Source organism: Pseudoalteromonas 'SMAR', from assembly GCF_048515945.1.
Classification (GTDB): Bacteria; Pseudomonadota; Gammaproteobacteria; order Enterobacterales; family Alteromonadaceae; genus Pseudoalteromonas.
The window spans coordinates 1-26,098 of record NZ_JBLWMW010000001.1 but is presented as its reverse complement, the minus strand read 5'-3'; the positions used below and the strand labels follow the sequence as shown (position 1 = coordinate 26,098).

The 26,098-nt window shown below is 43.1% G+C and carries 23 protein-coding genes, 1 pseudogene and 1 CRISPR repeat array; of the genes and pseudogenes, 14 read left to right on the top strand and 10 right to left on the bottom strand.

Annotation, left to right across the window (positions count from 1 at the left end; genetic code table 11):
* Positions 1–2,044: direct repeats of the CRISPR family, unit length 29 nt; unit sequence GTGTTCCCCGCAGGCGCGGGGCTGAACCG.
* 137 nt (positions 2,045–2,181) lie between these two features.
* The 4 genes and pseudogenes from ACNKW2_RS00120 to ACNKW2_RS00105 all read left to right on the top strand — a co-directional run bounded on the left by ACNKW2_RS00120 (position 2,182) and on the right by ACNKW2_RS00105 (position 4,190).
* Positions 2,182–2,346: a hypothetical protein gene (locus ACNKW2_RS00120; RefSeq protein ID WP_419146726.1), complete on the top strand. Its 165-nt coding sequence runs from the start codon at positions 2,182–2,184 to the stop codon at positions 2,344–2,346.
* 117 nt (positions 2,347–2,463) lie between these two features.
* Positions 2,464–2,907: a hypothetical protein gene (locus ACNKW2_RS00115; protein ID WP_419146725.1), complete on the top strand. Its 444-nt coding sequence runs from the start codon at positions 2,464–2,466 to the stop codon at positions 2,905–2,907.
* Positions 2,908–3,154: 247 nt separating this feature from the next.
* Positions 3,155–3,418 (top strand): annotated as a pseudogene (locus tag ACNKW2_RS00110) (helix-turn-helix domain-containing protein); the annotation flags it as partial.
* A 151-nt stretch (positions 3,419–3,569) separates the two neighbouring features.
* Complete coding sequence (locus ACNKW2_RS00105) at positions 3,570–4,190, top strand: hypothetical protein (protein ID WP_419146724.1); 621 nt, start codon at positions 3,570–3,572, stop codon at positions 4,188–4,190.
* 116 nt (positions 4,191–4,306) lie between these two features.
* Here the strand turns inward: ACNKW2_RS00105 and ACNKW2_RS00100 are convergent, their stop codons facing one another.
* Positions 4,307–5,206 carry a LysR family transcriptional regulator gene (locus tag ACNKW2_RS00100; protein ID WP_419146723.1) on the bottom strand — a complete coding sequence of 300 codons (900 nt, stop codon included), beginning with the start codon at positions 5,204–5,206 and terminating at the stop codon, positions 4,307–4,309.
* Between the two features lie 165 nt (positions 5,207–5,371).
* Here ACNKW2_RS00100 and ACNKW2_RS00095 point away from each other — a divergent pair, with 165 nt between their 5' ends.
* Positions 5,372–6,526, top strand: a complete 1,155-nt coding sequence (locus tag ACNKW2_RS00095) for an iron-containing alcohol dehydrogenase (protein ID WP_419146722.1) — start codon at positions 5,372–5,374, stop codon at positions 6,524–6,526.
* A gap of 63 nt (positions 6,527–6,589) precedes the next feature.
* Here the strand turns inward: ACNKW2_RS00095 and ACNKW2_RS00090 are convergent, their stop codons facing one another.
* Genes ACNKW2_RS00090 through ACNKW2_RS00080 form a run of 3 tightly spaced genes read right to left on the bottom strand, consistent with a single transcriptional unit; the run spans position 6,590 to position 7,426 of the window.
* Positions 6,590–6,973, bottom strand: a complete 384-nt coding sequence (locus ACNKW2_RS00090; RefSeq protein ID WP_419146721.1) for a TM2 domain-containing protein — start codon at positions 6,971–6,973, stop codon at positions 6,590–6,592.
* 8 nt (positions 6,974–6,981) lie between these two features.
* Positions 6,982–7,206 carry a membrane protein insertion efficiency factor YidD gene (gene yidD / locus ACNKW2_RS00085; protein WP_419146720.1) on the bottom strand — a complete coding sequence of 75 codons (225 nt, stop codon included), beginning with the start codon at positions 7,204–7,206 and terminating at the stop codon, positions 6,982–6,984.
* Positions 7,199–7,426, bottom strand: coding sequence for a DUF4177 domain-containing protein (locus ACNKW2_RS00080; protein WP_419146719.1), 228 nt, complete (start codon positions 7,424–7,426; stop codon positions 7,199–7,201). Before ACNKW2_RS00080 ends, yidD begins: the two co-directional genes overlap by 8 nt.
* A gap of 192 nt (positions 7,427–7,618) precedes the next feature.
* Between ACNKW2_RS00080 and ACNKW2_RS00075 the strand changes: the two genes are divergently transcribed.
* Positions 7,619–8,050 carry a hypothetical protein gene (locus ACNKW2_RS00075; RefSeq protein WP_419146718.1) on the top strand — a complete coding sequence of 144 codons (432 nt, stop codon included), beginning with the start codon at positions 7,619–7,621 and terminating at the stop codon, positions 8,048–8,050.
* A gap of 64 nt (positions 8,051–8,114) precedes the next feature.
* Here the strand turns inward: ACNKW2_RS00075 and ACNKW2_RS00070 are convergent, their stop codons facing one another.
* From ACNKW2_RS00070 to ACNKW2_RS00050, 5 genes are all read right to left on the bottom strand, one after another.
* Positions 8,115–8,831 (bottom strand): aspartate/glutamate racemase family protein, encoded by a 717-nt coding sequence (locus ACNKW2_RS00070; protein WP_419146717.1) that lies wholly within the window; start codon positions 8,829–8,831, stop codon positions 8,115–8,117.
* 79 nt (positions 8,832–8,910) lie between these two features.
* Entirely contained in the window at positions 8,911–10,050 is a 1,140-nt protein-coding gene (locus ACNKW2_RS00065) for a PepSY-associated TM helix domain-containing protein (RefSeq protein WP_419146716.1), read from the bottom strand.
* 89 nt (positions 10,051–10,139) lie between these two features.
* Positions 10,140–12,239 carry a TonB-dependent siderophore receptor gene (locus tag ACNKW2_RS00060; protein ID WP_419146715.1) on the bottom strand — a complete coding sequence of 700 codons (2,100 nt, stop codon included), beginning with the start codon at positions 12,237–12,239 and terminating at the stop codon, positions 10,140–10,142.
* A 65-nt stretch (positions 12,240–12,304) separates the two neighbouring features.
* Complete coding sequence (locus ACNKW2_RS00055; RefSeq protein ID WP_419146714.1) at positions 12,305–13,147, bottom strand: helix-turn-helix transcriptional regulator; 843 nt, start codon at positions 13,145–13,147, stop codon at positions 12,305–12,307.
* 91 nt (positions 13,148–13,238) lie between these two features.
* A complete protein-coding gene (locus tag ACNKW2_RS00050; protein WP_419146713.1) occupies positions 13,239–15,107 on the bottom strand; it encodes a S8 family serine peptidase in 1,869 nt (622 codons plus the stop codon).
* Between the two features lie 554 nt (positions 15,108–15,661).
* Between ACNKW2_RS00050 and ACNKW2_RS00045 the strand changes: the two genes are divergently transcribed.
* The 3 genes from ACNKW2_RS00045 to ACNKW2_RS00035 all read left to right on the top strand — a co-directional run bounded on the left by ACNKW2_RS00045 (position 15,662) and on the right by ACNKW2_RS00035 (position 19,080).
* A complete protein-coding gene (locus ACNKW2_RS00045; RefSeq protein ID WP_419146712.1) occupies positions 15,662–17,362 on the top strand; it encodes a cation:proton antiporter in 1,701 nt (566 codons plus the stop codon).
* Positions 17,363–17,370: 8 nt separating this feature from the next.
* The gene (locus ACNKW2_RS00040) at positions 17,371–18,339 is read left to right on the top strand and encodes a universal stress protein (RefSeq protein WP_419146711.1); all 969 of its coding nucleotides are present in this window, start codon (positions 17,371–17,373) and stop codon (positions 18,337–18,339) included.
* Between the two features lie 423 nt (positions 18,340–18,762).
* Complete coding sequence (locus ACNKW2_RS00035; RefSeq protein WP_419146710.1) at positions 18,763–19,080, top strand: hypothetical protein; 318 nt, start codon at positions 18,763–18,765, stop codon at positions 19,078–19,080.
* A 42-nt stretch (positions 19,081–19,122) separates the two neighbouring features.
* Here the strand turns inward: ACNKW2_RS00035 and ACNKW2_RS00030 are convergent, their stop codons facing one another.
* Positions 19,123–19,797: a DUF4386 family protein gene (locus ACNKW2_RS00030; protein ID WP_419146709.1), complete on the bottom strand. Its 675-nt coding sequence runs from the start codon at positions 19,795–19,797 to the stop codon at positions 19,123–19,125.
* A 564-nt stretch (positions 19,798–20,361) separates the two neighbouring features.
* Between ACNKW2_RS00030 and ACNKW2_RS00025 the strand changes: the two genes are divergently transcribed.
* The 5 genes from ACNKW2_RS00025 to ACNKW2_RS00005 are packed head-to-tail and all read left to right on the top strand — an operon-like array spanning position 20,362 to position 25,156.
* Positions 20,362–21,240 carry a decaprenyl-phosphate phosphoribosyltransferase gene (locus ACNKW2_RS00025; protein WP_419146708.1) on the top strand — a complete coding sequence of 293 codons (879 nt, stop codon included), beginning with the start codon at positions 20,362–20,364 and terminating at the stop codon, positions 21,238–21,240.
* Positions 21,241–21,269: 29 nt separating this feature from the next.
* Positions 21,270–22,568, top strand: coding sequence for an FAD-binding oxidoreductase (locus tag ACNKW2_RS00020; protein ID WP_419146707.1), 1,299 nt, complete (start codon positions 21,270–21,272; stop codon positions 22,566–22,568).
* Position 22,569: 1 nt separating this feature from the next.
* Positions 22,570–23,301, top strand: a complete 732-nt coding sequence (locus ACNKW2_RS00015) for an SDR family oxidoreductase (protein WP_419146706.1) — start codon at positions 22,570–22,572, stop codon at positions 23,299–23,301.
* Positions 23,298–24,575 carry a hypothetical protein gene (locus tag ACNKW2_RS00010; RefSeq protein ID WP_419146705.1) on the top strand — a complete coding sequence of 426 codons (1,278 nt, stop codon included), beginning with the start codon at positions 23,298–23,300 and terminating at the stop codon, positions 24,573–24,575. Before ACNKW2_RS00015 ends, ACNKW2_RS00010 begins: the two co-directional genes overlap by 4 nt.
* Positions 24,572–25,156, top strand: a complete 585-nt coding sequence (locus ACNKW2_RS00005) for an HAD-IB family hydrolase (protein WP_419146704.1) — start codon at positions 24,572–24,574, stop codon at positions 25,154–25,156. Before ACNKW2_RS00010 ends, ACNKW2_RS00005 begins: the two co-directional genes overlap by 4 nt.
* The last annotated feature ends 942 nt before the right edge of the window (positions 25,157–26,098 follow it).

Here is a 26,098-nt window from a genome sequence, read left to right as displayed (position 1 = left end):
GTGTTCCCCGCAGGCGCGGGGCTGAACCGTTAAATACCCAGTTGGGACCCTATTTGTCATAGTGTTCCCCGCAGGCGCGGGGCTGAACCGTGACTTTTTTGCCATTTTTGCGGGTTAGCTCGGTGTTCCCCGCAGGCGCGGGGCTGAACCGAGGACATAGCTAAAGGCTCAGTTGAGTCGGTGGTGTTCCCCGCAGGCGCGGGGCTGAACCGATGGTACCCCGTTTACACTGGATGACTTAGAGGTGTTCCCCGCAGGCGCGGGGCTGAACCGTATCTCAAGATGATGCAATCACCAGAGCTTAAGTGTTCCCCGCAGGCGCGGGGCTGAACCGCTAGGCTTTGGCTAGACAAAATAAACCATCATGTGTTCCCCGCAGGCGCGGGGCTGAACCGCTTTAATTAATGAACTGTCGCAAATAGGGCCAGTGTTCCCCGCAGGCGCGGGGCTGAACCGATTTAATTTAACAATATGTGTCATTAGATACGGTGTTCCCCGCAGGCGCGGGGCTGAACCGGCTCTATTAAGATGGAGCGCAAGAAGTTGGCTGTGTTCCCCGCAGGCGCGGGGCTGAACCGCGATGATACTTTGCCCCATGGGTAAGTTCGGGGTGTTCCCCGCAGGCGCGGGGCTGAACCGGTAGTAATCACCGGCAGGCAGCCCTCTCTCCTGTGTTCCCCGCAGGCGCGGGGCTGAACCGCTCTAACTTTCTGGCAAGTGCAAGCGCTTCCTGTGTTCCCCGCAGGCGCGGGGCTGAACCGTGTTTAACTGTTTCTTTTTGATTGATTTGTGCGTGTTCCCCGCAGGCGCGGGGCTGAACCGCCTTGTATTTAGAGGGTTTAACATTCGGTTAACGTGTTCCCCGCAGGCGCGGGGCTGAACCGATTCGCTGATTATTATTGTCAGGATCAACAGCGTGTTCCCCGCAGGCGCGGGGCTGAACCGCTCATTACGTATGACGTTGAGATATTTTCAGAGTGTTCCCCGCAGGCGCGGGGCTGAACCGCCACCATGCCAGCTTTAAGAAGAGCAACAGCTGTGTTCCCCGCAGGCGCGGGGCTGAACCGCCTTAACTACTCAGGAACTTTTTATGATTAAAGTGTTCCCCGCAGGCGCGGGGCTGAACCGGCATCTATTTCTGGGGGGGTTGTGACAATCAACGTGTTCCCCGCAGGCGCGGGGCTGAACCGTGGATTAGTGTTGATGATAGGTTGCCATCCCAGTGTTCCCCGCAGGCGCGGGGCTGAACCGAGGACCATGATTACGATGCCTTGCGTTACCGGGTGTTCCCCGCAGGCGCGGGGCTGAACCGGGCTGTAGCATGGCAAGTAGTGAGTTATAAGGGTGTTCCCCGCAGGCGCGGGGCTGAACCGCGCTCAAGAGGCTAGTGACTCAGCAAGCGCAGGTGTTCCCCGCAGGCGCGGGGCTGAACCGCTCGACAAAGAAATCTTTTCCGCTTTCGTCTTGTGTTCCCCGCAGGCGCGGGGCTGAACCGGCGGCAGCCTCAGCAGATGAAACACCGAAAACGTGTTCCCCGCAGGCGCGGGGCTGAACCGGGATTGTTTCCAGTTGAGAAAACTAGTAACGAGTGTTCCCCGCAGGCGCGGGGCTGAACCGTATCAGAGCTAACAAACCTTATCACGCAAAAGGTGTTCCCCGCAGGCGCGGGGCTGAACCGGTGATTTATGACTAGACTAATAACAAAACAAAGTGTTCCCCGCAGGCGCGGGGCTGAACCGCTGGTTGGCCGATAAGAATAAACGCGACTTCAGTGTTCCCCGCAGGCGCGGGGCTGAACCGGAATAGTGCAAGTAATTTTCACAAGCTCAAATGTGTTCCCCGCAGGCGCGGGGCTGAACCGTGGAAATGCGAGCCGGTAAATCATCGGGCTCAGTGTTCCCCGCAGGCGCGGGGCTGAACCGTCACTTCAAGGCGCTAAAGGTGTCGAGGAAGTGTGTTCCCCGCAGGCGCGGGGCTGAACCGGATGTTGATATATTCAAATCCCCAGTGAATATGTGTTCCCCGCAGGCATGGGTCTAAACCTATAGTGCTTCACTTAATGCGTTTTCAATCTATGCTTAAGTCAAATAATAAATCTGCATTATAGATGGTAAAAAATCGTAAATTGTTGGAAATTTATAATGCACCATGTTATGCGATTAAAAAATATTTAACATTGCATTGAAATTATTGGTTTGTATTGAAGCCATGCAGTCACCGGAAGAATATCAAGTAAGTCAAAGGATCCGTTTACTGATCAAAGGGTTAAAGCGCAAACGTGGCATGACTAAAAAGGAGGTCTGCCGCCATCTTGAAATTGGCGAAACGACATTAGATGACTACTAAAATGGCGTTAGCTCGTTTAAGCTCGGTACCTTATTACGATTTGCCGATTTATGCCGGGTTAAACTGTCGGATATTAGTGACAACACCGATGCGTTAACGCAGTTATTTGGCAGTAATATGCAAGATAAAAACAGTATAGTAATGTTGCTTATGGGGTCCGTTGTTTCGGCGCTTGTTTTAGAGCCTTTTGCATTAGTGATGTTCCTCTTACTTTGCCTTCACGCACGTTCTGATCTAAATAGCCTCCACCTAACATTGATCTTCGTTTTTATCTATTCTCTAGAGGCTATATTAGGAATCGCTCTAAAATATTTCATCTTTCCTTTAGCTGAAAGCTACTACCAAGAGAATGTCATCGCTTTTAGTGCACAGGCTGCGCTAAATTTATCACTTTTATTGCTTATTAAATATAGAATGTACCTCTCAGCATACTTTACTAAAGGTAGAAGCTTCCATGTGTTTGAGAGAAACCCTGCCGACACAATTTTGTTTTTGGTAGTTGGTTGTATGTTTGCTATAGATCTCAGTGCGCTTTGTGAAACGTTTCTAAGAAACAGCTAAGTTGTTCTGGGAGGTAACGCTTTTTTGGGATTACTTTGAGTACCTTAAAGCGACCCCTACCATTTTTTGCATATTAATTCTTTTTTCTAGTATTCAAAGCCGCTTGAAGCACCAAGACAAAAGGTGTGACCAAGTGTAACATTTTATCGGTACAAATGTGTTTCATGGTGTTGTCATTAATTTAAATTAAATGTAAAGTTTGAGTTAAAATAAAACTTAGACAGTAGACTACTAGAACGGTGGAGCGATGCAGACGCCAGAAGAGTATGAGGTGAGTCAACGTATCGGTGAGCTAATACGTGGGCTTAAGCGAAGGAAAGGTATTACCAAGAAGGAAGTGAGTCGCCGCTTAGGAGTAGGAACAACGACACTTGATGATTATTTAAGTGGAGTGAGCTCATTTAAGTTAGGGACATTGCTTCGCTTTGCAGATATATGTAAAGTAAAGTTATCAGATATCTTGGATGATACAGAAAAGTTATCAAACCTTTACGAAAATAAAAGCGAGGAAATTAACAATGAAGACTACTCAGAAGAAACCAGAAAAAATCGTCCTTAGTCGTTCGTTGTGTAAGCTTGTTAACGGAGCAACAGGCCTGACCAAAGGCGGAGGCCCCAAAGATACTAACGAACAAAAGGCTGGTGGTTAGTTGGGGCTTAAAATGAAAAGTTTGTTTAATTTAGCTCTACTAATCAGCATACTAGCAGCAGTATTAGTGACTTTCGTTAGTGCATCGGCTATCGAAGCGAGTATGCCAATTGCTTTGATCATTTTAACGGTTTTATCTCGAAAAGATGATAATTGCTTATTGCTTACCGCATGTTTTGCTACTGTTTTCTTGCTATCCGCTATTGTGATGTATGTACTTAAAGTCGTTATTTTCCCGGCAGTAGAAAGTAACTACATTCAAAACATTTACGCTTTCATGAGTAGCCTATCGCTCAGCATCTTCTTGTTATACCTAATAAAACATAGAATGACGGTCGGAGTCTTGGTTACAAAAGGTAAGTCGCCCACAGTATTTGAGAGAAATCATGCCGAAGGCCCATTATATTTTCTAGTCATTACTATGGTTACCGTTGACTTCATGGCGTTAACGGAAAACTTTATTCGAAATTTAGAGCATCTAGGGGTGACAGAGGAAACCGCTAAAGTCTTCTGGGAAGTAACATTCTTTTATGATTACTTTGAGTACCTAAAGGCTGTCCCTATGCTGCTTTGTGTTTTAATGCTTTATGTGGGTTTAATAGTAAGAACTAAAAACCATCAACTTCAAAGCTAATGCGGCTAAAACAAAATCGCAAAATGTTACTAGATTCTGCGATTTTATACCTTTACATGCTGCAAAACGCGCTTTGACAAAGCATTGATACATAGAGCTTTAGTTTCTGCTTTGATTTAACTCGCCAAATAGTTAAGGTTAGCAAAGGCGGAGAGTATATCTTTGGCAAAGGCGATGCGAGGGTGCCTAAGCGCGCCTTTTTTCCACACCAAATAAATATTATTCTCAGGCCCAGCTGGCCCTAACTGCACTAGTTCACCGGTTTTTATTAAATCTCGGCAAAGGTAGTCGGGTAACACGGAGTAGCCAACACCAGCACGAATGACGCTGGCAATAGCGCGAATATCGGGGCAGATAGCGACGACATTGGAATGGCAGTGGCTATTAAATACTCGCTCAAAGTATTGCCTGATCAGTGGCAGCTCTTGGTCGTAAGTAACGACATTGTAGCTGGAGAGTAGCTCTGCGGTGATCTCCACATCTTGTATTTCTCTTCCTTCTAAACGGTTCATTACCAACCATAGCTGTTCCTTGTCTAACACTAGGTAGTCAAAAAGAGCAGGATCTGGTGCTGAAGCTGCAATCGCAATATCTGCGGTATCAGTATGTAATGCTTGATAAATATCGACTTTATTACCCACATGCAGGACAACATTAATGTTGCCTGCTTGCAATAAATTGGCAATCTGGGGACCCGAGACCAAGCTTAAGTATTCGGCGGGGCCAGCAATATTAAGCGTACCGTATACGGCATTAGAGCGAGCGCGAATGGAAGCGACCTTTTGTTCTAAAATATCGATATGACTCGACACTTGTAGTGCCAAATCGTGGGCTGTGGCCGTGGGTTTCACTCCTCGTGCTTGGCGCTCGAATAATGGCTTGCCCACCACACTTTCCATGGTCTGAATATGAGATGTTACGGCGGGTTGCGACATGCCAAGGTTGGCGGCGGCTTTGGTGATATTTTTACTACGATAGACTTCAACAAAGGTTTTGAGTTGAGTGAGATGCGACATAACAAGCTTAAGCCATAAATATTCTGATTGCTCCACCTAATTTATCCGAATTCTCTTAGGCGAGCAAATCACTTACTATGCGCTGCAATTACTTAGTTTGCAGCGGCTACAGTGCAGACTAAGCCATTAAAAATCTCTCTCGACCGAACCGAAAAAGGAAAGCAGATGCTCAATTTTACATTTAAAAACCAAACCGAAATTTTATTTGGTAAGGGTCAAATCAGCGAGATCTCATCACGCTTACCGCAAAACGCAAAAGTGCTATTACTTTACGGTGGTGGTTCTATTAAAAAGAACGGCGTTTACGACCAAGCGATGACGGCACTGGCTGACGTAGAAGTGATTGAATTTGGTGGAGTTGAACCAAATCCAACCTACGAAACACTTATGCAAGCTGTTACAAGTGCTAAAGACAATGGCGTGAACTTTATCTTAGCGGTGGGTGGCGGCAGCGTCATCGATGGTGCTAAGTTTGTTGCCGCCGCGTATAATTTTGCCGGCGACCCTTGGGATATTCTGGTCAACGAGGCTGAGTTCAGCGATCCTCTGCCAATTGGTGTGGTATTAACGCTTCCTGCCACAGGCTCTGAAAGTAATGGTAATTCAGTAGTTACTAAGAAAGAAACAGCGCAAAAGCGTGCCTTTTCTAGCGAGACGGTACAGCCACAGTTTGCGGTACTCGACCCTGAATACACATACTCATTACCAGAAAAACAAATCAGTAATGGTGTGGTTGATGCGTTTGTTCATGTGATTGAACAGTACTTAACCTATCCTGTGAATGCGCCCCTACAAGATAGGTTTGCCGAAGGTATCTTGCAAACCTTGATCGTAGAAGGGCCAAAAGCGTTAGCCGAGCCAGAAAACTACGATGTCCGAGCCAATGTCATGTGGTCAGCCACGATGGCTCTTAATGGCTTAATTGGTAAAGGCGTACCACAAGATTGGTCTACGCATATGATTGGTCATGAGCTCACAGCTTTGTATAACCTTGACCACGCGCAAACCCTTGCTATTGTTTTGCCAGCACTGATGTATGTGCAAAAAGAGCAAAAAGCAGAAAAAATCGTCCAGCTTGGTGAGCGCGTATTTGGCTTAAGCTTGGCTGATCAAGCCGAGCAAATCGATAAAACGATTAAAGCGGTACAAGATTTCTTTGAGTCTATGGCGGTGAAAACCCGTTTAGCGGATTATGACCTTGGCGAGCAAGCCATTGTTGAAGTGATGGCAAACCTTGAAAAAAATGGCTTAACGGCCTTAGGTGAGCATGGCGACATCGACTTGGCAAAGGTAAAGGAGATTCTCGCTTTAGCTCGTTAAATAAAGCACAAAGAGCAAGCTTTTAGGACTTGCTCTTTTTCATTTCGCAACTGGTTAAAGCCGCTAATGTTTTTCGCTTTGCCGTGTATTCATATCCCTTAACACTTGGCGCATGACATCGATATTGTGCTGCCTAACAATGGCTTGGCTTTGAAAAAGTTGTGGTAATTCAATCAACAATACTAATACGATTAATACCCAGCCATAAAACGGCAGTAACGCTAAACCAACCAGCATTAGTAACAAATTGATCATGCCCCGCATGGTTTTACCTAAGTAAAAGTGATGCAGCCCTGCGGCAAAAAAATAGTTCAGCACCGCGTAGGTATCTGGGTCTTTAATCAATTCAGTTTCAAGCTGATAATATTGTTTGCGCAGAGTTGGTGACAGCCGCGCCACTTCCTCTCTAACAGCTTCTTCTTGCTGGTTTAACGTGTGATCATCCATATCCACTCCTATGGCAGAGGATCTGATTTTACCGTAATGCAGTCAGGATCATTACAGCGCTTAATGCGTTTAAGGCCAAGTTTGACTCCTTTAAACAGGCCATACTTGGCTATTGCCTGATAGGTGTATTCTGAGCACGAAGGGGTAAAATTACAGCTTAAATTAAAGTGTGCTGCAGCGCCACCACGGCGCTGGTAGCGGCGAATCGCCTTTAGCACCCAGGTTTTAACCACGCTTGCGACCTAAGGTTAATATCACCGCTTCGCGATTCCAAAACAGCATAAATCGCTTGTTTTCGATCACTTGAAACACCAACTGCCAGCCGTCTTGGGCTTCCATATTGAGCGTAGCTTCAAGCTTTTTCAACGGTAAGCCACTGGAACCCAGTAACAAAGTACCGCAGCCGCCTTCAACAACATGTATCACTTTATACTCATCATATTGTTGTAACATGGTAATCCTTTCATCAGTAATAAATTAGTTTAATTTATCCTAGGGCATCGACAACCATTTCTCAATACTTCAATGCGGCTATATATGGGACCTTAGTTGAAAAAAATAATGAGAATTAATTCTAGAAATTAATTTAAGGTTACCTTAGTATGCTTGTTCCTATTTTGTTGATGAGTTTTTAAGGAATCAATTTTGCTCAAGCATTGTAAATTACTGGCAATTGGAATGGCCTTGTTGGCGGCAAAAACAAGTTATGCTGACATCAGTGTAGGGTCTGGGTATCAGTATGGCGGGGTAGTGGGTGTGAAGTATGCCCATGTATCTGAAAACCATGTCACCTATGCATCGCTAGGCGTTGTGGGTGGGGCTATAGGCTATCAACATGTACTAAGTACTGATAAAAAGCACTTAGTAGGTGTCACAGTTGGCTCCGAAGTACTTACTAGTGAAGATGGCTTTGCGGCATTAACTTATAATTACTATACGCAGGGAGTTGATAGCCCAGGTTGGGCTTGGGGAGCAAGTGCGGGTGTTAGAAGGGAAGATGATGCTGGTTTATTTGGAAGGCGAGATGAGATTAAGACCAAATCCCTATTTGGCATACATTTCGGCTATCAGTTCTAGCAATTAAAGGTGAAAGAGCATAGCCCTCTCTCCTTTAACCTACAAACAAAGCGGGCTCTAGCCTTTAGTTAAAAATAAAACCAGAAGTATCACCTAGAGCCCATTTTACCGCTGCTTTGGCATGAAGCGCTGCTGTATCATACAAAGGCGCAGCCGTGTGGTGTTGTTGCACCAGCAAGCCAATTTCGGTGCAGCCTAAAATAATTCCCTTAGCCCCTCTGTGAGTCAGGTCGTCGATTGTATTCAGATAGATGTCTCTGGAGCTGGCTTTGATTTCACCTTGGCAAAGCTCTTGATAAATGATCTCATGAATGTGTTTTTGCTGGCCGGCGTGAGGTGTGATCACCTCGATACCGTGTAGATTTTTCAGCCGTGCCTTATAAAAACCCTGTTGCATGGTAAATTGAGTACCCAACAATGCCACTTGGTCCACGCCATCGCGCTTTAGTTGCAGGGCGGTGGCATCGGCAATATGAAGGATCGGCAACCCGGTGTTAGCGCTAATAGCAGGGGCGATTTTGTGCATGGTATTAGTACAGATCACTAATGCTTCGGCGCCGGCACGTTTTAAGGCGTTTGCTGCTTCAGTGAGTATCACCGTCATTGCTTGCCAGTCACCTTCGGCTTGAAGCTTGGCTATCTCGGCAAAGTCAACGCTGTACAAACAGAGCTTGGCGCTGTGTAGACCGCCAAGCTCATTTTTAACCGTTTGATTTAACAGCTGGTAGTAACATTGTGTTGACTCCCAGCTCATGCCCCCAATTAATCCAAGTTGTTTCATTAGCTGTCCTTTTGACCAAGTGTCTTACTGTTGAGGATAACGAGTTGGGTGGTCAATGTGCAACTAGTAATCGGAATCGCTATGTATAAGCCTGAACTCTTTGGCTGCGATTGGCTCTACTGCGGCGTTTTTTACGGCGTCGTTGCCACCACATATAAAGCCCAGTTAAGCCCAGTAGCACTGGAGCTAGGCCCATAATGCACCAAATTACTTTACTGGTAAGCCCAGCAAAATGACCAAAGTGCAGCTTTCTAAAGCTGTCTATCACTCTATCGAGTGTTGACGCTTCACGGATATCATAACTGTAGGTGTGAGCGCCAGTTTGGGCATCAAAGCTCACCGTGGCTGCATAGTTACTGATAAAGGGGTTGGCGTCATCGACACTACCAAAAATGGTGATATTGTTTTGTTCTGGCTCAAACGGGAATAACCAATAGGTCGGTTTAAAGCCAGTAATTGCCTGATGGCTTTGCGTCATCATGGCATCAAAATTCAGTTGATGATTGAACATCGCAGTGCGAACAATATGATGTTCCTCTTCGTGATGCTCGAAGGCTTCATGATAATACTCAACCGCATTGAAGTAGACCCCGGTGATCCCCAGTGCCAGCAATACTGGTGAGCTCCAAACTCCCACCAACTTATGCAGTTCACTCATTACTATCAGCCTTGGCGCGGCGCGTCTGAAGCTAAAAAGTCGACGCCAAAAACGACGATAAATGATAAGCCCTGAGATACCTAAAAGGGTAAATAAAATAGCCACAACTAAGCCAATCACTAAGCCTAAATGTGGAAAGGTGTCACTGATATCATCGAGTAACAGGGTGTAGTGTAAGTGCAGTATAAAGTCAGTAAAATCAGAATGAATACCAACAGGTTCGCTGAGCATCTTGCCTGCGTAAGGGTCCAAGTAAGTTTTGTACCACGTATCGGTGCCATGCTTTAGCAAATAGACTCTATCGGCCTCGTATCCATCATCGAAGATTTCCCAGCTGCCGATCTCATAATTTGGGTGGGAGGTAGTAACATAATCGACTAAGGTGGTCATCGGCTTCCGCTCGGGTACAGTTTGGTAGCTTAACGTTGCTTGCTCGGGCATCAGTAGGCTGTCGATTTCAAACTTGAACACCAGCATGCTTCCGGTGACTGACATAATCGCCAGCGGTAACAAGGCGATGAGCGCCATGACACTGTGCCATTTAAAAATTGTTTTACGCATGACTTCCCCTAAAGTACAAAAGAGGCGCCATGGCTGGCAGCCTCAATATGCAAAATGAGGTGGCAGGTTTGCCACCTGAAAGTGAAAGATTAAAAGCGGTATTGCAAACCCAGATCTGCTTTACGCTCAGCACCCATCCAGCAGTTACTGGCATCATAACAAGCACCGACATAGCGCTTATCGGTGACGTTACTGACACTAAAGGTGATGTTAGCGTTGGCGTTTAGTTGGTAATCAACCGCAACATCAAGCAGGGTATAGGAAGGCACAATATCGCTGTTATATTTGCCAACATAACTTTCACCAACATAACGGGCACCAAAACTTAGCTGTAAGGCATCAAGCTGTTCAGGTAAGTAGCTCAGCCAAAGCGAAGCGGTGTTGTCTGCCACCCACACTAAGCGTTTACCCACTAAGGCAGGATCAAGCTTTTGCTTTGTTACTTCTTGGTCAAGGTGCGTGGCGTTAAACAGTACTTCAACTTGGCTATTGAGTGTATGAGCGGCTTCAAGTTCAACCCCTTTGGACTGGATTTCGCCCGCTTGGGTTTTGCTAATAAAGTCTGCCGAATTAATGATCTCATTCTTTTTGGTTAAATCGAACAGCGCCACGGTAAGGCGGGTGTCGTTGGATTGATATTTAACCCCCAGCTCCCACTGCTGTGCTTCGGTGGGCTCAAACGCTTGTTGTGTTTCACTGTCTTGGCCGGCAACGGGCTCAAACGACTCACTGTAACTTACGTATGGGCGCCAGCCAGAGCTAAACTGATATAAAGCGGCTATGCGGCCACTTACTTGGCTATCATCTATTTCTGATTGGCTACCGTACTCAGTGCCAGCGTAATTATTATCAGTCGTCACATCACTGTTGAAGTTATCGTATCGCAGACCCGCTAGAACCGTTAAGTTTGCTAACTGGATCTCATCTTGGATATATAAAGCACGGTTACTTTGTTCAATATCATGGACTTCAGTATAAAAATCCAGTGGCAGTGCAGCAATATCGAATGCATCAAAGTTAGGCGCTGCAAGATCAATGGTCGGTGTATTCGTGCCTAAGGTGTCGCCATAGCGAACATCTGAGCTGAGAGTTTTGTATTCAAAGCCAAACAGAAGACGATGTTCACTGGCACCAAGACTAAACTGACTGGTAAATTGGTTATCAAGCACATAGCCGTGTTGCGATTCATCGGTCATGTAAGCTGAGCGAGCTAGCACAGATTCACTGTCTGGCAGTAAGTTTTGATTGTAAGTATTACGCTGCAGTCCTTCAGCATCGGTATAACGCCAATTACTGTAAAATGACATGTGTTGGTTTAATTGGTGTTCGAGCTTAATGCCCGTCATCAATACTGTTTTATCAAAATTAGCCCACTTGCTATCGCCAGCAAAAGCATCTGCGTCTAGATAGCCATAGCTGGCCTCAGTGAGGGTGCCAATGCTGTGAAGTGGTGTTGAAGGGATGGATTTCGGATCGTCTTGATAGTAAATGTTTGCGCTAAGGGACGTTGCCGCGCTTGGTTGCCAGCGCACAGAAGGGGCGAAAAGCGTTCGCTCTTCCTCGGTGGTATGTTGTTGACCGTCGCTGCTGCGCATTAAGGCTATGGCTCGATAGCTTAGGGAGTCGCTCAGGTTACCACCATGATCAATACCAAGCTCTTGCAATGAACGGCTACCCACTCGTAAACGCAAATGGGTTTGTTCTTCACCATTAGCAAGCTTAGCTATTTGATTGACCATGCCCCCAGGAGGTGTAGAGCCATACAGCACCGAAGCTGGGCCTTTTAATACTTCAACACTTTGCGTGGCGAAGGCGTCCACTTGCGGGTATAAATTCCATAAACCATTGGCTTGCAGCTCTAGGCCATCATAGTAGTTACGATACGATTCAAAGCCACGAATGGTATACTGATCAAAGATGGTCACAGTACTGCGGCTTTCGGGAGTAATACCAGAAACATAACGCAGTGCTGCATTCACGCTGTCGGCTTGGCGAAGCTGCAGCATGTCTTGGTCGATATGAGAAATAGAGAACGGCGCTGCCATTGGCGGCAGTGAAGACTTAGTACCAGTACTGCGGTAATCCGAGCCCTGCACTTCAATATGTTCTAAGTTATCGTTTTCATTTGCTTGCGTGGATTGAGCAAACAGTGCCAAGCCTATTGCAGCGTAGAGCGCATTGAGTTTCATAATTATCCCGTTAAAGTTAATACGATTGATTCGCATTATAGGGTTTATTATCCATTCAGTTTTGTCTAAGCGTGCACTCGACGTGATATTTCTTTAGGTGAAAGTTGAAACAGTTGCTTAAATCGGCGGCTGAAGTGTGCTTGGGTTTTAAATCCAGCATTGATGGCGACTTGGTTTAAAGACACTGTGCCTGTTAATAATTCAAAGTATGCATGGCTTAACCTAACGCGAATAAGGTATTCAGCGGCGCTGGTTTCAGCGTTACCAAATAACTTATGAATATAGCGTTTCGACCAACCTGAATAGTCGGCTAAGGCGGCAATAGTAAATTCCTCATTACACGCATGTTGTTGCATGATAAGTTGCAGTTCTAACAACGGTTTTGGTTGTATAGAGCGCAACAGTTGTGGTGTTAAACATTGTACTATTTGTTGCTCGAGCATAACACGAGTTGTCTTGCCTAAGCTTTTGCCGTGGAACACGCTTAACAAAAGAGAGACGAGTTCCTTACTGCTAGGTAGAGTTTGACCGTGCTGCAGGCGCACACTAGTGTGACGTTGTAACCAGTTAATTGGAAAATTAAAGCTTATCGCTTGGTATTGACTAGGGTGGTGAAACACATGAGGCTTACCTGCGGCAATAAAAACCAATTGTGCGTTTGATGCGGGGACCGTTGTTTGTTCTGTAAGCCACCAACCACGGCCTTGGTTGAGTAAAATAAGGCTGCCATAATCATCAGGCAACTGCTTTGCGCCTTGTCGATCTCTATGGTAGATAATGCCGTTCAGCTGCACCATAGATACACTGGTAGCCACCAAAGGTACTTCTGTATGTTGCTCACCTGCCCCAGTGTGGCTGTAAAAGTCCTGGCGTAGTAACTGACTGTGTAGGTCTAAGACGATGCTCATAAAAAAAGTGGTAGCCAATGTATGGCCACCACTTTACTGTGTTTTACAACAAACCCCAAACTAAATGAGATTTATTTGTAATTGCGAGCAATTAATAACTTGCTACCAAGCTAACACCTGAGAAGCTAGAGTAACCACGCAGTTTGACATAGTAAGTTGTGCTTTGACCTACACTCAAGCTACAGCTCTCGTTATTACCATTTAGGAAAGGACGACAATCATAGGTTGAAGTGGTTGGCTCTGCACCTGCTCTTACGTATAAGTCAGCATCACCTGAGCCGCCAGAAATAGACACATTCAAACTACTGTTTGCGGGCACATCAATGGTGTAAACCAGCTCATCGCCTCGGCTACCTGCCAAATCTGTAATTGGTACACCATTTTCTAAACAGCTACTACCACAACCGCCAGGATCGGTGCTGTACGTACCTGTAAGAGTTGTGCCTGAGTAGGCTGAATAGCCATTAAGCATTACATACCAGTCTCCTGCTGCAGGGTTGCTAAAGTCACAAGACTCATTATTTCCACCAACGAATGGTCTGCAGTCATAGCTACTTAGCGTTGGCTGGCTGCCTTGTTTAACATAAAGGTCTGCATCACCCGTTCCGCCGGCAATAGAGAAGTTCAATGAAACCGCTCCTTGAGGAACAGCAAGCTTGTAAAAAGACTGCTCGCCATTAGCGCCAGATGCACTCACGCCCTGACCATTAGTTAGCTCCTCTACTGGATCAGGATCTGGGCCCGGATCGCTGCCGTCGGCAAGAGTAAAGAGTAACTCGTTCGGTGAACCACTTTTAGCATCCGACACTTTACCGCTCGATGCACGGTTGCCTAAAAGAGCGTCAACTTGTGCAGGACTCAAGCTTGGATCTTCATCAAGGTACAGCGCTACAGCGCCTGCAACGTGTGGTGCCGCCATCGATGTGCCACTGATGGTATTGGTTGAACTGTCAGAATTGTACCACGCAGAGGTAATGCTTGAGCCTGGTGCATAGATATCAAGACAGCTTCCATAGTTAGAGAAGCTTGAGCGAGAGTCGCTGCTGGTGGTTGAGCCTACCGTAATGGCATCGGCTGCACGCGCAGGTGAATAGTTACAGGCATTGCTATTATCATTACCAGCAGCCACAACAAAGCTCACACCAGCAGCAACTGCATTATTTACAGCATCATCCACAGACTGTGAAGCACCACCACCTAAGCTCATATTGGCGACCGATGGGCCTGACGCGTTGTTTTTCACCCAGTCTATACCGGAGATAACGCCGGAAAATGAGCCAGAGCCATCACAGCCTAATACCCTAACACCGACAATGTTCACGTTTTTAGCTACACCATAGGCGCTGCCACCGATAGTACCTGCTACGTGTGTGCCATGACCATTACAGTCCGTAGCATCATTGTCGTTATCAACAAAGTCATAGCCATGGCTGGCACGGTTACCAAATTCATTGTGGGTAATACGTACACCGGTATCAATAACATAAGCGGTGACACCTGAGCCATCAAAGTCATAATGGTAATTGGAGTCCAGAGGTAAGTTTCGCTGATCAACGCGATCGATACCCCAAGTTGGACTGGCTTGATCGCCTGCAGTTGTCATTGGTGGTGTAACCGTTACTACTTGGTCTTGCTCAATGTATTTGATGTTTGAGTTTTTACTTAACTGCTTTAATTGTGTCGCATCTGCCTTGATTACAACGCCATTAAGTACGCCGTTAAACCCTTTGGTAACTGTTACATTGTATTGCGACTGCAGTGTTCTAGCTTGAGTTGAAGCGAAGTTTGCAATGGCATTACCATCTCCTGCGTTCAATACTGCAGGAGTATCAAAAACGACAATATATTGGTCTTTAATTGCTTTGCTTTGATCATTTGCCATTAAAACTTCGGCAGCACTTACGTTAGTTGCGCCTATGCCCGCCATTACAGCAAAGCTAATTGCACTTAGTTTTCGCATGTTAGTTTCCTTTACATGTTGTGTTATTTAGTTGCATCCACCAACGTCAATTTTGCACTTCAGCCACTGTAGTGGTTGCTTCACCGAGTTTGTTTACTGTTATTGGTGAAAACAGACTGAGAACACGGTGCATAATTGCAGTTGGTAACAAATAGCATAGAACGAAAGTGTGAAAAATAAACAAAAAATACAAAAAAAATTTACAATAAAGATGTTTATTTGTTGTTTTCATCTGGGGTTTTATTTTTTTATCCTTTTAAAACAGTTTCTTGTTGTTGTTTATTAGGCTCAGTTTTATCACCTTACAATTGCTGTAACTGAGACTTTTTACGAATTAATATTTAATAATTGTAAATTTAAGGTGGTTTTTAATTCATGGGGAGGACTAATTCATCAACATATAGTCCAATTTTTATTGAACAGCGATGGCTATCAAGGCATATTTGTAGACTGAATGGTTGATTTTTGCACAGCTTTGCTGCTTCCACCGAAATGCTAAAAAGCCTTACTCTTTATCATTCAGTGAAGCATCATAGCCAGTTTGGAGTGGCACTATGAGCTTTTTTGATCTCACCTTACATTCGCCTTTTGTTGAGGTGACCATCCTGATGGTGCTTGCGGCGGTGGTTGGCTTTATTGGCCTGTTGTTGCGCCAACCGCTTATTGTCAGTTTTATTGCTGTGGGCTTGATAACTGGCCCTTCCTTACTAGATATCGTTCATTCCAAAGAAAAGATCGAGTTGCTTTCTGAGCTGGGGATTGCTGTATTGCTGTTTCTGGTGGGGATTAAGCTGGATGTAAAACTCATCAAATCCATTGGAGGTGTTTCGCTTTTGACTGGCTTGGGCCAAGTGGCGTTTACCTCCATCATTGGCTACTTCATTGGTATTGCCATTGGCTTAAGTCACATCACCAGTATTTATGTTGCCGTGGCCCTGACGTTTTCTTCCACTATTATCATCGTTAAATTGTTATCGGATAAACGAGAAATAGACTCCTTGCATGGTCAAATTGCTCTTGGATTTTTGATAGTACAGGACCTTGTGGTGGTCATTGCTATGATAGTGTTGGCTACCATAGGTATTGGTGGCGTTGGCAATGAAGAGTCATCAGCGATATGGCGTGTGGCCATCGCTGGCAGTAGTCTCGTGCTGTTTGTGGTGTTATTTGTGCGCTACATTGCCAATCCACTCACTGCACTGCTGGCAAAGGCGCCTGAACTGCTCGTCATTTATGCCATTGCTCAAGCGGCACTATTTGCCACAATAGGGGAGCTGGTGGGGCTTGGCAAAGAAGTCGGTGGTCTTTTAGCTGGGGTAGCATTAGCTTCCACCCCTTATCGTGAAAGTATTGCGGCGAGGTTAGCGCCGCTTAGAGACTTTTTATTATTGTTCTTTTTTATTGCTCTGGGCGCCACTCTAGAGCTGTCTTTGCTGGGGACCCATATTTGGGGAGCCGTTATATTTGCACTCTTTGTGCTGATTGGTAACCCACTGATTGTGATGGCCATCATGGGAGCGATGGGGTATCGCAAACGTACTGGTTTTTTGGCCGGGTTAACGGTGGCACAAATCAGTGAGTTTTCCTTAATTTTTATTGCAATGGGGATTAGCCTTGGGCATTTACCCAATGATATTTTGGGGCTAGTAACTCTAGTTGGCATTATTACCATTGCCGCTTCCACCTATATGATCACCTACTCTCATCAATTGTATGCTTGGTTTGAGCCCTTTATCGGCATGTTTGAAAAAGCTCAGCCAAAACGCGAAGAAACCGCGCAGCAGGTTTCAGGTCAATACGACGTTATCATTTGTGGTCTTGGGCGGCTTGGCACTGCGGTTGCTGTGCGTTTAAAGCAGCAAGGCGTTCAAGTCTTGGGGGTCGACTTTAGCCCCATGGTAGTAACGCAAAGCCAAAAACTGGGCATAGATACCATTTATGGGGATATTAGCGACGCGGAGTTTGTTGCGGAGCTTCCACTTGCGTATTCACAGTGGCTAGTATCTGCGATACCACAGCATCACACTGGATTAAGTGCTGAAGACATTGATAAAACCATTATTCAGCAGGTTCGTGCCTGTGGCTTTAACGGCAAATTAGCCATGGTATCGCAACACCGTGATGAGACCAAAGAACTAACCGAGCTGGGCGCTGATTTGGTGTTTGAGCCATATCAATATGCCGCAGATCGTGCCACAGAATTATTATTAGCGGGACTGAAGCCCGCACACAAGGATAGTAAGCAGCAGGAGTGAATGTCACCATGAAAAGATTTCAAAATATTGTTTTTATTTTAGCGGATGAGGATTTCAATTCTCCTTCCAATGCATTGCAGCGTGCGGTAACCCTAGCTAATAACAACCAAGCCGAGTTGACCTTACTGCACATTGTACCCAAGCTTTCCGTTACCTCGGAGTCCGAGTCATTTCAGCAGCGCTTAAGTGAGCTGCATCAGCAAGCTTTGTCTAATGAACAGCAACGCCTGCAGGCATTAGCACACTCTTTGCCGTATCAGACGCAAGTGCAAGTGCGCAGTGGCAAAAAATACATGGAAGTGATCCTGGCGGTGTTAGCCGAGGGCTATGATCTGGTGGCCAAAGCAGCTGATGAAACACTTTGGCTCGATCGCATACTCGGCAGTAACGACATGAATTTGCTTCGCAAGTGCCCTTGTCCGGTATGGTTAATGCGGGGCGATGAGAAACAGGACTATAAAAATATCATTGCCGCCGTGGACTTTAATGCTGAGCAATCGCAACACCATGACCAGCAGCTAAATACGTTAATAACCGATTTAGCCAGCTCGTTGGCTTTATCTGATTTTGCCACACTGCATGTGGCTAACGCCTATGATGTTCCTGAAGCTGGGTTTATTAGCCTTTGGGTAGAGCAGCCCGATGACGTTGAACGGGAGCTGTATGAAACCGAATGTGATATCAGACAAAGTAAAATGAATCACTTACTCAGTGACATGAAGCACCGATTGGGAGAGCAAAACTACCAGTATTTAGCACCACGCAAACACCTTAGAAAAGGCGAGCCGGCTCAAGAGTTAGCCAAGTTGGCGGAAGAATTAGAGGCAGATTTAGTGGTGATGGGCACAGTTTCTAGAACAGGCATTGCTGGAGTGTTAATTGGCAACACGGCTGAAGCCATGTTAAGCCAGTTAACCTGTTCGGTGCTGGTGGTTAAACCTGAAGGGTTTGTGTGTCCAATTAACACCTCGAGCTAAATAGAACGCTTACCTCTTTTGCAGCCCAAACGCCAATAACAATATTATTCGTGACTTATGAAAGTGGGCGAGCCTTGGTTGATAAGGCTAATGCGATATTTGAAACAGCAGTAATCGTGATTACAATACTAACCCTGCTTGCTTAGAGGATAGGCTTCCAAGATTGGACGCAAGGGGGCTTAATGCTGTCATTGTGTTGGTTATCGCATGTCCTTGTTCGCTGGGGTTATCAATATCGGCTGCTATTATGGCGGGAACAGGTAATGCTGCGTACTTTGGTATTTTAGTCAAAGATGCCAAAGCACGGAGCAAGCAACCCAATTTTTGCCAGCGCCGCTATGGCTGCCAGTTACTGGTGAGCAGTAACGCGCGATTGTTGCAGCGATTTACACCAACTAAAGATCATAATGTGGGCTAAACACCATGAATAAACAACAAGCGTTAGTTGAGTATGTCACTTTTGGTACTCACAAAGAGCAAGCATTAACTATTTTATTGAGTGACCCAGAGCCTGTGGCTCTGACATTGACGAAAGTGAACTTGGCTCAGGTGCTGCAAAAGTATCAACAAGGTGTGGTTGATGCCGATGAGTTAACCTTGTGGGCGAGTTTTGTGGATATGAGAGATGAAATCGATTGCTCAGCAGTAGAAGACTACATATATGCACTTAATAATGAGGAATTGATGGCGGGAGTCAATGCAGACTCTGTTGCTAAAATGCTCGAACTGTTGGCCACCTAGCCCGCTTAACAGCAAGCGGGCTAAGGCCTGAAACTGGTTATTTTAAGGTTGCTTCTGCTCTTTTAGCATCGCTATCCCAAGAGCGATAAACCAAACAATTTGGCCAAGACCAAAAATGGCAGTAGTTACGCCAAATAAGAGGTTATCAGCGAGAAAAGATAGTCCCGAAAAAAGGGTTAGGATGCCGGCAACTCCAACTAGCACTCCCCAAAAATGTAGCAGTTTAGGCCAAACCCGGTGCTTGATCCCAGCATAGCTAATTGCCAGGACCCATACCGCCCCAACCAGCTCAATTCCACCACCTAATGCATCTACCACAATCGATATGGTGCGGTTGATAATCAGAGCCTGTTCTGGATCGCTGCCATGAAATTTGGCTACAGCGCTAATACTGCTAAGGAAAATCATAGTACTGGCTAATACTATTGCTGCCCATATATAACCAACCGCAGCAGTGTAGTGGCTTAAATGAGGGGTTAAACTTTGAAACCTTCGATATATTGCTTGAACTAGCAGCAGTAAAGCAAAGCTGAAAATAATGCCAATAATGATATAACCCATAAAAAAGGTGTCACGTTGCGCGATAAAGTAGCTTAAGTAGCCTTCAGGTGTATCGTATTCACTGCTATCCAGTACCACAAAAAATAACACAAACCCAAATAAATAGGTTATAGCCAGAGTAAGAGCAGCGACACTGCCATAGCTTTGTATCTTCATGGTAGAGGTTATCTCATAAATATTATCTTGGTCGGGCGTTTACCTTAGCATAACGATCTCTATGTACTAGCGGTTTTTAGTGTTATTTGTAACTAAAGTTTAAAATTTACACAGCTTGGGTTGGCAAGCTTTAACCTGATCTTGAACAACGTTACAGAGCTCGAAATAAAGTTTAAACATGTGGCTACTTGAAATCTGTTTTAGACACTAACTTAAGCAAATTACTTTGCTTGTTAGTTATTAATATCGAAACATAGCACTGTATTCTGTGAGATTTTAAGATGCAAAGCTACATTAAAGATGGTACTGCTATCTAGTAAAAGTTCAGGTTATGAATAAGATAACCTGCTGAATCTTTGTATCACATATGTGCTTATTAAAAGTTCATGCATAGAGTCTTAAAAGCCTTCCCTTCTCATAGCTATGGTGAAACATTCTTGCGTTGTAATAGACAGTTAGCTCTATCACTGTCTTGAATGCAGGGTTATACTACCTGGTCTCAGTTTAGCGTTCTGGTTGCTAGTATCTTTTTAACTTAAATCAGTAAACCAAAAGGGTGATGGTTTGATCAACTTTCTTAAGAGCTTCCTTAGCCTCATTAGAGTACAACACTACATAAAGAGTATTTTTATCTTTGCCCCCCTTTTTTTTTCGGGGAAAATAGTTGAAGCCGATTTGCTACTTAGCTCTTTTATTGCATTTTTAGCATTTTCATTTGCAGCGAGTTCTATATATGTCTTGAACGATTATTTAGATGTCGAACATGACCGCCTCCACCCTAAAAAGAAAAACCGCCCCCTAGCTTCTGGCTTTTTATCGAAGAAGCAAGGGGTTGTTATAATGGCGTTATTATTTTCTTTAAGTTGTATTTTATTATCATTTCTTTCAATGAAATCTACTTTGATAGTAATGACATATGTATTACTGAATGTGGCATATAGTTTTTATCTAAAGCATATTGCTATCCTTGATGTGACAGTCATTGCTATAGGATTTGTACTTCGACTTTTGTTAGGTGCTGTGGCAACTGAGATAAGCTTATCTTCTTGGATTGTAGTTATGACATTCCTACTTGCTATGTTTCTAGCACTAGCTAAAAGAAGAGATGATGTCCTGATATACCAAAAAACAGGTAAAAGAATGCGCAAAGTTATAGATGGGTATAACTTAAGGTTACTAGATACTGCGATGGCCATCATGGCGTCAGTTGTTATAGTTTCCTACATCGCCTATACAACATCAGTTGAAGTGATGAACCGTTTGGGAAGTGAATATCTATATATAACTTGCCTATTTGTAATTGTTGGAATAATGAGATATTTGCAAATAATATATGTTTATTTTGACAGCGGTTCACCTACGAAAATTCTTTTAAAAGATTTTTTTATTCAAATTGTCATTATCGGTTGGGTTGCTGCTTTTATATTGCTTATTTATGCTTAGTTTCCCGTTTTTTATTTTAAGGGTTTTTTATGCTTTTCAGTGCGTGGGGTGGATATCCAAAGTCAGATTGTGATTTTATTTCTGTCGACAATAAAAGTAACTTGAGTGAGCTTTTGAATTATAATAAAAGTTACATACCATATGGTAATGGAAGAAGCTATGGTGACTCGGCCCTAGGAGATAATATTATAGGTTGTCGAAAAAAAAACTACTTTATTAGTTTTGATAAAAATGATGGGCTCTTGCATGTACAGGCAGGTGTGTTGTTAAGTGAAATTATAGAGCACTTTGTTCCTAGAGGTTGGTTTCCTAAAGTGGTTCCTGGTACAAAGCTAATCACTATAGGAGGTGCTATTGCGTCAGATGTTCATGGAAAGAACCATCACAAGGAGGGATGCTTTAGCGAGACCGTTAAAGAGTTGACCATAATGCTGGCCGATGGTTCAGTTGTTTCGTGCGATAGAGAATGCACTCCTGAATTGTTTAAGGCGACGTGTGGGGGGCAGGGTTTAACTGGAGTTATTCTAGATGCGAAGATTTACCTAAAAAAAATATATTCTCAATATTTGAACCAAGAGATTACGAAAACAAAAAATTTGGAAGAAACGTTATATACATTCGAAAGATATAACGAAACTCAATACTCTGTTGCTTGGATAGATTGTCTTTCAAAGAACAAGGGAATTGGAAAGGGGCTATTTATGGCTGGTGACTTTTGCCATGATGGTGATTTGAATTTAGTAAATAGGAAAACCTATTCCGTTCCATTTAAAGTTCCTCCTGTTCTTATAAATAAGTGGTTTGTAAAAGCTTTTAATTGGATTTATTATAATAAAGTCAAATCAGGGTTGGTTAGAAGTAAAGTGCACCTTGATAGTTTTTTCTTTCCATTAGATTCAATAAAAAATTGGAATCGCTTATATGGTGGTAAGGGATTTATTCAGTACCAATTTATAATCCCTAAAAGCCAAGGCCTTAGTGGTTTGAAGGAAATATTATCGGTAATATCTGAAAAAAGTAAAGGTTCCCCGCTAGCTGTTTTAAAGATGCATGGGAAAGATAATGGTAACTGGTTATCATTTCCTTTTGAAGGTTATAGTCTTGCAATCGATTTTAAGATAGAAAAAGACCTGTTTAGTTTTCTTAGAGATTTAGATGAATTGGTTTTAAAATACCACGGTCGTTTTTACCTTGCTAAAGACGCTAGGGTTTCTAAGTCAGTATTTGAGGTAGGTTACCCCAACATAGAAAAATTTAGACATTTCAGGAAAGTAAACAAAATGGATAAAAAATTTCAGTCAATACAGTCTAAAAGAATTGGAATTTAATATGAGTTACGTTCTGGTTTTGGGTGCAAAAAGTGATATTGCCAAAGCACTTGCTTTGAAATATGCAATGAATGGCTATGACCTTTATTTAGCTGCAAGGAATTGTGTTGAATTAGAAGGGTTTGCAAATGATATTAAAGTTAGAACACAGCGAACGGTTAGTTTAGTCGAGCTCGACATTTTAGACTTCGAAAGTCATCAGAGTGTCTACAACAAGCTGCAACATAGACCTTTGGGGGTCATTTCTGCTATTGGTTACCTTAAAGATCAACAAACCTCGCAGAGTAGTTTATCTGAAGTAAGATGTATTTTAGATACAAACTATACAGGAATTGTTAGTTTTTTAAGTATTGTGGCTAACGATTTTGAGGAGTGTAAACAAGGCTTTATTATTGGAATTAGCTCAGTCGCTGGAGATAGAGGGCGTAAAAGTAATTACCTTTATGGTTCAGCTAAAGCTGGGCTCACAGCTTTTTTATCTGGCTTGAGAAATAGATTGCATAGTGCAGGTGTTCAAGTGCTCACAGTTAAACCTGGATTTGTTGAAACAAAAATGACGGAAAATATGAATTTGCCAAAAGTTTTGACAGCCCAGCCAGAACTCGTTGCAAAAGACATCTATGAGGCTCAAGTTAAAGGTTACAATGTAGTTTATACCAAATGGATTTGGCGATATATTATGTTTTTTATAAAGTTAGTGCCTGAAAAAATCTTTAAGGGATTAAACTTATGAAGCTCGAATTACTGAAAAATTATAAAAAATATCAGGCAATAATTTTAACTAATGCACTCTTCTATATGCTTTCACTTCCTTTGATTATTTTGGGTTTTAATCAAGGTCGTGCGTTTAGTGATCAACAGCATTTTCATATGCCTACAATTATTCATTTTATGAAAAGCTTTGACTTCTCAGATTATCCAGCTGCAATGACTCCTGGTTATCATATGTTAATTGCAATAGTTGGTATGATTTTTACACCTAATGAAGTGGTTTTAAAAATTGCAGGCTCTATATTCACAGCTTTGTTATTAGCCGTTGTAGCAAAAATGCTTTCTAGAACCTTTGGAGGCCTGAGAGCAACCGTTCTTATCCTTCCAATGATTTTCTCGATCTATATATTTCCTTCAGGTGTTTGGTTGCTTCCTGATAATTTAGCTTGGCTTACAGTTGTTGTCTCAATTTCTATTGCAACCAAACCATTACTGACTAAATTTGATTTTATAACACTTGGACTGTTGTTAGTAGCGGCAATGTTAGTAAGACAGCCCTTTTTATGGCTAGCTTCACTTATTTGGGCAGTGATAATAATTACAATTTATGAGAAAGAAAAAACCTACTTTCAAGCTGCAAAGTATATTTTCTGGGGAGTAGTAACAACACTTCCTGCTTTTATTTTATTTTATCTTTTTACATCGTTATGGGGTGGGGTGGTTCCACCATCTTTTCAAGGGAACCATCAATCAATCAGTTATTCCTCACCTGCGTTTTTTTTTAGTGTATTTTTTTCTTACAGTATTTTCTTTATTCCTTTGATCATTGCACTTTATCGAGACGTTCAGAGAGAGTGCAACTGGAGGTGGATCTTTTTGGGAGCCCTTATGGGTTTCTTATTAGCTGTATTCCCGGACACCAGTTACAGTCGAGAACTGGGAAGGTTCTCTGGATTATGGAATCTTGTTCAAGTATTTCCTGCTATTAATGAAAAATCTTTACTAATTATTTTACTCTCTACTCTAGGAGGAGGCTGTTTCGCTTTTATGATCTCCACACTTTCTAGAAGAACTGGTTTTATACTTCTTTCAGCGACACTGGCATTTGTAACTTCTCTTATGTTTAATAAATATGTTTTTGAAAGGTATGTTTCAGGTTTTATATTTATTTATATTTATTTTGTGATATCAAATTTTGAAATTTTTTATGCTGATTTTAAAAGGTCGATTTTTTGGATGGGTCCAGCTATTTTCTCCATTATTAACTTACTTATTCTTCTGAGAGGTATGCTATGAAAATTGCATTTTTCGATTTCGATGGCACCATCATAAAAGGGGATTCCTTAATAAGCTTTATAAGATATGCTGTTGGGGGGAATAGCTTAATCTTAGGTTTGATCTGGCTTTTTCCTACACTTATTGGTTATAAAATAGGGGTTATTCCAAATTATATAGCCAAGCAGCGACTTTTAGCACACTTTTTTGCTGGATATAGAGAAGATAAATTCTTACAACTTGCACAAGACTTTTCTCTACAATATATTGATAAAATGCTAAGGCCTAAAGCAATTAAAAGAATAGAGTGGCACAAAAAACAAGGCCATCAGGTTGTAGTAGTATCTGCTTCAATAGAAAGCTGGATTGAACCTTGGTGTAAAAAAAATAGCCTTGACCTTATTGCTACTCAACTCGAGTTTAAGTCAGGTATAGTTTCAGGTAGTTTCCAAACAAAAAATTGTTATGGTAAAGAAAAGCTTAGAAGAATTAAAAATAGTTATAATATAGATGACTATGAATATATATATGCATATGGAGACAGTAAAGGTGATAAAGAGCTTTTAGAGTTTGCTCATGAAAGTGGCTTTAAAGTTTTTTAATTCAATCAGCTCATAACTTAGGCAGCAGAACCTGATGAAAACCCGGCAGTATTATCTAGTTTTTCATCAGGTTCGCGGTATGCCGATAACAGCATTGCTTCTTGAATTCACCGTCAGAGCTAGCAAACAATGCCTGCTATTCCCGAACTCGTGTGACAATGACAGTCTCAAGTGATTTGGCGGCATCGCCAATGCTTTACGCTGATTCAGTGATTACGCCGATTGATATAACTATCAACATCGCTATAGTAGCTTGGCAGGTTATACATCAGTTCAGATTTTTACAGAAGAGCTTTTAGCATAGTTAAGCAACGTCAAAGTGCGCTGGGTTGTATGCACGAAGTACATCCATAAAGTTTCCCAAAAGGTCGGCTAATTACCCTATTATCGCCATCAATCTAATCAATCAAGCCCCTAATCCAGAAGATGCAGAGCAACCAGTAATAAAGAAAGGTGTGAATTTCCCAACACTAGACAGGGTGAAGCAAAAAGCGATTTAATTTTTGAAATATAGGTAAAAATTCTAATTGTCTGTTTTAATTGGCTTATTTTTGTTTTTGACATTGGCTTTTTCAATTAAGTACATGATCATTGATCACCTCAGGGCGAAATGATTCATTCTTTTTTTTGCAACAGGTGTTTACTTTTTAGTCTGATGTGTTAAAAAGTAACAGTGTTATTAATTATTAGCTGTTAGTTAATAACATTACTGGGGAGTTAGGCGGCCATATTTCCTAATGGTATAGGAGCGTCTAGAGTCAGCGCACAGGGTTGCAATAAAAGAACAGGATAAAAAAATGTCGAAAAATATCACTGATACCACTAAGTCAAAGCGTACTAAGTTAAGTCTCGCGGTTTCTCTTGCCGTGTTAGGTCTTAGCCCAAGCCCCCCTCTGGCAGGATAGTTGTCACTACTTAAAATTCAACCAGTTGGGGCGTTAG